General features: G+C 68.4%; 4 protein-coding genes. 3 read left to right on the top strand and 1 reads right to left on the bottom strand.

The window, feature by feature from the left end; genetic code table 11:
- Positions 1-645: 645 nt before the first annotated feature.
- Entirely contained in the window at positions 646-987 is a 342-nt protein-coding gene (locus JUB11_RS08745; protein ID WP_207458142.1) for a carboxymuconolactone decarboxylase family protein, read from the bottom strand.
- Between the two features lie 166 nt (positions 988-1,153).
- Between JUB11_RS08745 and JUB11_RS08740 the strand changes: the two genes are divergently transcribed.
- From JUB11_RS08740 to JUB11_RS08730, 3 genes are all read left to right on the top strand, one after another.
- Positions 1,154-2,119, top strand: a complete 966-nt coding sequence (locus tag JUB11_RS08740; protein WP_207458128.1) for an AraC family transcriptional regulator — start codon at positions 1,154-1,156, stop codon at positions 2,117-2,119.
- Between the two features lie 129 nt (positions 2,120-2,248).
- Complete coding sequence (locus JUB11_RS08735; RefSeq protein WP_207458127.1) at positions 2,249-4,651, top strand: Tex family protein; 2,403 nt, start codon at positions 2,249-2,251, stop codon at positions 4,649-4,651.
- A 101-nt stretch (positions 4,652-4,752) separates the two neighbouring features.
- Positions 4,753-5,859, top strand: a complete 1,107-nt coding sequence (locus tag JUB11_RS08730; RefSeq protein ID WP_207458126.1) for a sensor domain-containing diguanylate cyclase — start codon at positions 4,753-4,755, stop codon at positions 5,857-5,859.
- The last annotated feature ends 177 nt before the right edge of the window (positions 5,860-6,036 follow it).

Below are 6,036 nucleotides of genomic sequence, written 5' to 3'. Positions count from 1 at the left end.
AGATGCCGTAGAAATCGCTGCTTTCGATCGAGCACTCCGCGCCTATGGCCGAGATTACAAGCCAGAAGCCTAATCAAACAGGCTCTGAAACCCGATTGATGGAGGATCTCACGACTCTCGGCGTACCCTTGCAGCGCTCCCCCTGCTCACCCGCGCCCTCGTGACGGCACTGGCCGACCTCCGGCTGACGGCCGCAACGGTACGCGAAGCGCAGACACGCGCCACAACCGAACAGGACCTCGGGCAAAAAAAAGCGGCCCACCGCATGAGCGGGGGCCGCCGAGTTTATTTGGGAGGAAACGCAACCAAGTTGCTGAAGAAGGATATATGGCCTAAGTTATAAACACCTGGTTAACAGCAACGCAAATTTTCGCACCGACCGCGAAGTTTTTTTCCCCCACATGCCAAGCCAAGCCAAAAAAAAAGCGGCTCAGCCACAAATGCAGCGAGCCGCTTCAAGTCTGTTCGGGAGGAACGCAACCATGTTGCAGAAACGGTTCTATCGCCGACATGGTTAACGTCAGGTAAAGATGGAACGCTTTTCCGGTTCCTATCCTTTTTCGTGTTGGGCTGCCACTTTGTCGTGGGATCGGCCGGTCCCGTGGGACCGGCCGGAGTTCCAGGGAGCGCTCAAGCAAACGGGGGTCAGCCATTCAGGGCCGCCGCGTGGGCGTCCATCACGCGGGTGGAATAGACGAGGGCGGCGCCGGCGTTGACGGAGATGGCGACGCCCAGTGCCTCGGCGATCTCCTCGCGGCTGGCGCCCTGCTTGATCGCCGCGTCGGTGTGGACGGCGATACAGCCATCGCAACGGACGGTCACGGCGACGGCGAGCGCGATCAGCTCGCGGGTCTTGGCGTCGAAATTGGCGGTCTTCTGGCCGGCGGTGCTCATGGCCTGATAGCCCCGGATGGTGTCCGGGCTCAGCTTCGCGATGTCGCCGACGCCGGCCAGCACCTGCTGGCGGTAGAGGTTCCAATCCTGCATCATGGTCTTCACTCCTTGTTTCACCGGCCCGGATCGTCCGTGCCGCGTGGTGAGAAGAAGGTGCCACGGGGCCGGGTCCGGCTGAATGACCGGGCGGATCGATCGCATGACCGCGCGGATCAAACCGACGCGGGCAAGGTCCGGACACAGCGTTTGAGGACGGGACATGGATGACGCCCTGACGCGGCTCGCGCAGCTCATGCGCGTCCACCCGCGGCTGGACCTGCTCTGCCGCTTCGCCGAGGACTGGGCGGTCCCGCACGAGCCGGAACCGGAGGGCGAGGCACCCTTCCACATCGTCACGCGCGGGCGCTGCATGGTGGATCTTCCCGGTCTCGAGCGGTCCCTGCTTCTGGAGGCCGGCGACATTCTGGTCCTGCCGCACGGCCACCGCCACGTCCTGCGGGGCGAGGGCACGGACGCGCGGCGCGCCGGATCCTTCACCTTCGGGCAGAGCCACAACGGCGCCGTGACGGTACGCGGCAACGCGGGTGGCCTCTCTGATAGGGAGCCGGACTGCGAACTGATCTGCGGGCGGCTGCGCTTCGAGCAATGGCGCGACAACGCGCTGCTCGGCGCCCTGCCCGACACACTCCATCTCGGCACCGCGCAGGACCCCGCGCTGGCCAGGCTGGAACGGCTGGTCGAGACGATGCGGGCGGAGCTGGAGGAGGCACGCCCCGGCGCCGGCGCCATCGCCGCCGACTTGGCGAGCGCGCTCTTCACGATGCTCGTCCGCGCCCATGTGGAGCAGGAGCGGGAGGTCGGCGGGGTGCTGGCGCTGCTGGGCAACCGTACCACGGCCAGGGCGCTGCTGCTGATGCTGGAAGACCCGGCACGCGGCTGGACGCTGGACGGGCTGGCCAGCGCCAGCAACGCCTCGCGCGCCGGGCTGGTGCGGGCCTTCCGCAAGCAGGGGAACATCGCCCCGCTGGCCCTCTTGACACAGCTTCGCCTGCAACTGGCGGCACGGCAGCTGACCGCGACGGAGCTGCCGGTGAGCGAGGTGGCCGCCCGCGTCGGCTACGAGGCGGAGGAAGCCTTCTCCCGCGCCTTCAAGCGCCATTTCGGCGCATCGCCCAGCGCCTTCCGGCTGGAGCGGGCGGAGGACCCGGCGCTGGCCGAGCCGTGAGCGGCAATCTGGTGAAGGGTGCCCTGAACGGCCCCATGACCAGATCACCGTCACCAGATCGCCACTGGCCTCCGCGGGAGGCTTCGGGGTATAGAGCCCCCCTTTGTTCTCACCACGCGACGGTCCTTCATGCAGCCCATCAGCCAGCGCATCGCAACCGAGCTGTCGGCCCGCGAGTCCCAGGTGGAGGCCGCCATCAGGCTCCTCGACGAGGGGTCCACGGTCCCCTTCATCGCCCGCTACCGCAAGGAGGCCACGGGCGGGCTCGACGACACGCAGCTCCGCACGCTGGAGGAGCGGCTTGGCTACCTGCGCGAGCTGGAGGACCGGCGCGCCAGCATCCTTTCCTCCATCGAGGAGCAGGGGAAGCTGACACCGGAACTGGCCGCCCGGATCCGCTCCGCCGACACCAAGACGCGGCTGGAGGACCTCTATCTCCCCTACAAGACCAAGCGCCGCACCAAGGCGCAGATCGCGCGGGAAGCCGGGCTGGAGCCTCTGGCCGACGCGCTGCTCGCCGATCCGGCCAAGGCGCCCGATGCGGAGGCCGCGGCCTTCGTCAGCGCCGACAAGGGGATTGCCGACGCCAAGGCCGCTTTGGACGGCGCCCGCCACATACTGGTGGAGCGGTTCGGCGAGGACGCCGAGCTGGTCGGCCGCCTGCGCGCCACCATGGCGGACAAGGGCGTGGTGACGTCCAAGGTGATCGAGGAGAAGCGCGCGGAGGGCGCCAAGTTCTCCGACTATTTCGATTTCCAGGAGCCCTGGTCGAAGCTGCCCTCGCACCGCGTGCTGGCGCTGCTGCGCGGACGGGCGCAGGGCGTGCTGGACGTCCGGCTCGACCTGCCGGTCGAGGAGGGGCAGCCCCATCCGGCCGAGCGCGGCATCGCCGCCCACACGGGCATCCGCGACCTGGGCCGCCCGGCCGACAAGTGGCTGGGCGACGTGGTGCGCTGGACCTGGAAGCTGAAGATCGGCCCGCATGTCGAGACCGACCTTATGGGCGACCTGCGCGAGCGCGCCGAGGACGAGGCGATCCGCGTGTTCGCCCGCAACCTGCACGACCTGCTGCTGGCCGCCCCGGCCGGCCCGCGCGTGACCATCGGGCTCGACCCCGGCATCCGCACCGGCGTGAAGGTCGCGGTGGTGGACGCGACCGGCAAGCTGGTCGAGACCACCACCATCTACCCGCACCAGCCGCGCAACGACTGGGACGGCTCCATCGCCGCGCTGGCGGCGCTGGCGGCCCGCCACAAGGCCGAGCTGATCGCCATCGGCAACGGAACGGCGAGCCGCGAGACCGACAAGCTGGCGTCGGACCTGATGAAGCGCCACGCCGAGCTGCATCTGACCAAGCTGGTGGTGTCGGAGGCGGGTGCTTCGGTCTATTCGGCATCGGAGGTGGCGGCGCACGAGTTCCCGCAGCTCGACGTGTCGCTGCGCGGTGCCGTGTCCATCGCCCGGCGCCTTCAGGACCCGCTGGCCGAGCTGGTGAAGATCGAGCCGAAGTCCATCGGCGTCGGCCAGTACCAGCACGATGTGTCCGGCCAGAAGCTCGCCCGCTCGCTCGACGCGGTGGTCGAGGACTGCGTGAACGGCGTCGGCGTGGACCTGAACACGGCGTCGATCCCGCTGCTGACCCGCGTGTCGGGGCTGAACGAGACCATCGCCCGCAACATCGTGGAGTTCCGCGACAGCCACGGCGCCTTCCGCTCGCGCAAGCAGCTGCGCGAGGTGCCGCGGCTGGGGCCGAAGACCTTCGAGCAGGCGGCGGGCTTCCTGCGCATCCAGGGCGGGGATACGCCGCTCGACGCGTCGTCCGTCCATCCGGAAGCCTATCCGGTGGTGGAGCGCATCCTGAAGAAGACGGGGCGCGACCTCGGCAGCCTCATCGGCGACGCGCGATTCCTGCGCTCGCTGAACCCGGAGGAGTTCACAGACGAGCGCTTCGGCGTGCCGACCGTCGAGGACATCCTGAAGGAGCTGGAGAAGCCCGGCCGCGACCCGCGTCCGGAATTCAAGACGGCCGAGTTCAAGGAGGGCGTCAACGAGCTGAAGGACCTTCAGCCGGGCATGGTGCTGGAGGGTGTCGCCACCAACATCACGGCCTTCGGCGCCTTCGTGGACATCGGCGTGCACCAGGACGGGATGGTCCACATCTCCCAGCTCGCCAACGGCTTCGTGAAGGACCCGCACACGGTGGTGAAGGCGGGCGACATCGTGAAGGTGAAGGTGCTTGAGGTGGACATCCCCCGCAAGCGCATCGCCCTCACCATGCGTCTGAGCGAGCCGGCGGCCCGCCAGGCCGAGGGCGCGCCGCGCGGCGAGCGGGGCGGCGGGGATCGGGGCGGCGACCGGGCGGGCGGTGGACGCGGGCCGCAGGGCCGGCCGGGGAACGCCGGCGGCGGTCTGCGCCAGGGCCAGGGCTCCGGCCAGGGGAAGGGTCCGGCGAAGCCCGCGAAAGCGCCGGAGCCGGTCAACAGCGCCTTCGCCGAAGCCTTCGCCCGCGCCAACGCGAACAAGCGGAAGTAGGCGGCACCTCCCGCTCCTGGTGGCGTCCATGCAACTCCTGCGTGGACGCCATCCTCCGAAAGGCGTAGTCTCCTCGCTCGATCGGAGCGCACGCGAACCCCATGAAAAGCCCTGCCCTGACCATCGTCGGCGTCTACGCCGCGTCCGCATCGCTTTGGGTGCTGGGCTCGGATCTGGCCGTCGACCGCTTCCTGGAGGCGGACAGCACGTTCGCGCAGAGCGCCAAGGGCATGGGCTTCGTTCTGGTGACCTCGCTCGTCCTGTGGCTGTTCCTGCGGCGGGCCTTCGCGCTCTACACCGCCAAGGAATCGGCGCTGCGCGAGGCCATGGCGCGGGTCCAGCGGTCGGAAAGCGACCTCCGCTCGATCCTCGACAATCTTCCCGACGCCTTCTACCGCGTGGACATGAAGGGTACCATCACCATGGTGTCGCCGCATTTCGCCCGCGAGTTCGGCTATGAGCTGGAGGAGGTGATCGGCACCAACCTCGCCGACTACTACCTCGATCCCGGCGGGCGGGCGCGTTTCCTGGAGGCGTTGCGCGCCAACGGCGGGCGGGTCCAGCAGCACCGGATCGCGATGCGCCGGAAGGACGGCTCGCCGCTTTGGGTGTCGGTCAACGCACTGATCCGCCATGATGAGTCGGGCACGCCCGTCGGTGTCGAAGGGATCGGCCGCAACATCACCGAACAGCATGCGCTGGAGGACCGGCTGCGCCACCTGGCCAGCCACGACATGCTGACCGGCCTGTGCAACCGCATCCGCTTCGAGGACCGGCTGACCCACGCCATCGCCCGCGCGCGGCGCGACGGGCAGCCGTTGGCGCTGCTCTACCTCGACCTCGACGGTTTCAAGACGATCAACGACACGCACGGCCACCACACCGGCGACGAAATCCTGGTGACCGTCGCCAGGCGCCTGACCGAGGCGCTGCGCGACAGCGACACCACGGCCCGCATGGGCGGTGACGAGTTCGCCGTGCTGCTGGAGGGCGGCATCACGGCCGAAGCCGCGGCGACCGTGGCGCGAAAGATCGTCGAGACGGTCAGCACCCCCCTGCCCGGCCTGGACGAGCGGATCTCCACCAGCGTCGGCATCGCCCTCTACCCCCGCGACGGCTCCGACGGCGACACGCTCCTGAAAAGCGCCGACAAGGCCATGTACCACGCCAAGCGCACCGGCAAGAACCGCAGCGAAGCGGCGGTGTGAGCGTTCAGGTTGCGCCGGTCGGGTGGGCTCTTTCGGGAAAATAAAACAGCCATCTGTTCGGCCGTCATCCCCGCGAAAGCGGGGATCCAGGACTCACCCGAAAGGTTTTTTCTGCAAAGTTCTGGATCCCCGTTTTCACGGGGATGACGAAAAGTCGGATCTATCCCGCTTGGTCTT

The organism is Azospirillum sp. SYSU D00513, assembly GCF_017356015.1.
Taxonomy (GTDB): domain Bacteria; phylum Pseudomonadota; class Alphaproteobacteria; order Azospirillales; family Azospirillaceae; genus Azospirillum.
This window is presented reverse-complemented; position numbering and strand designations above follow the sequence as displayed.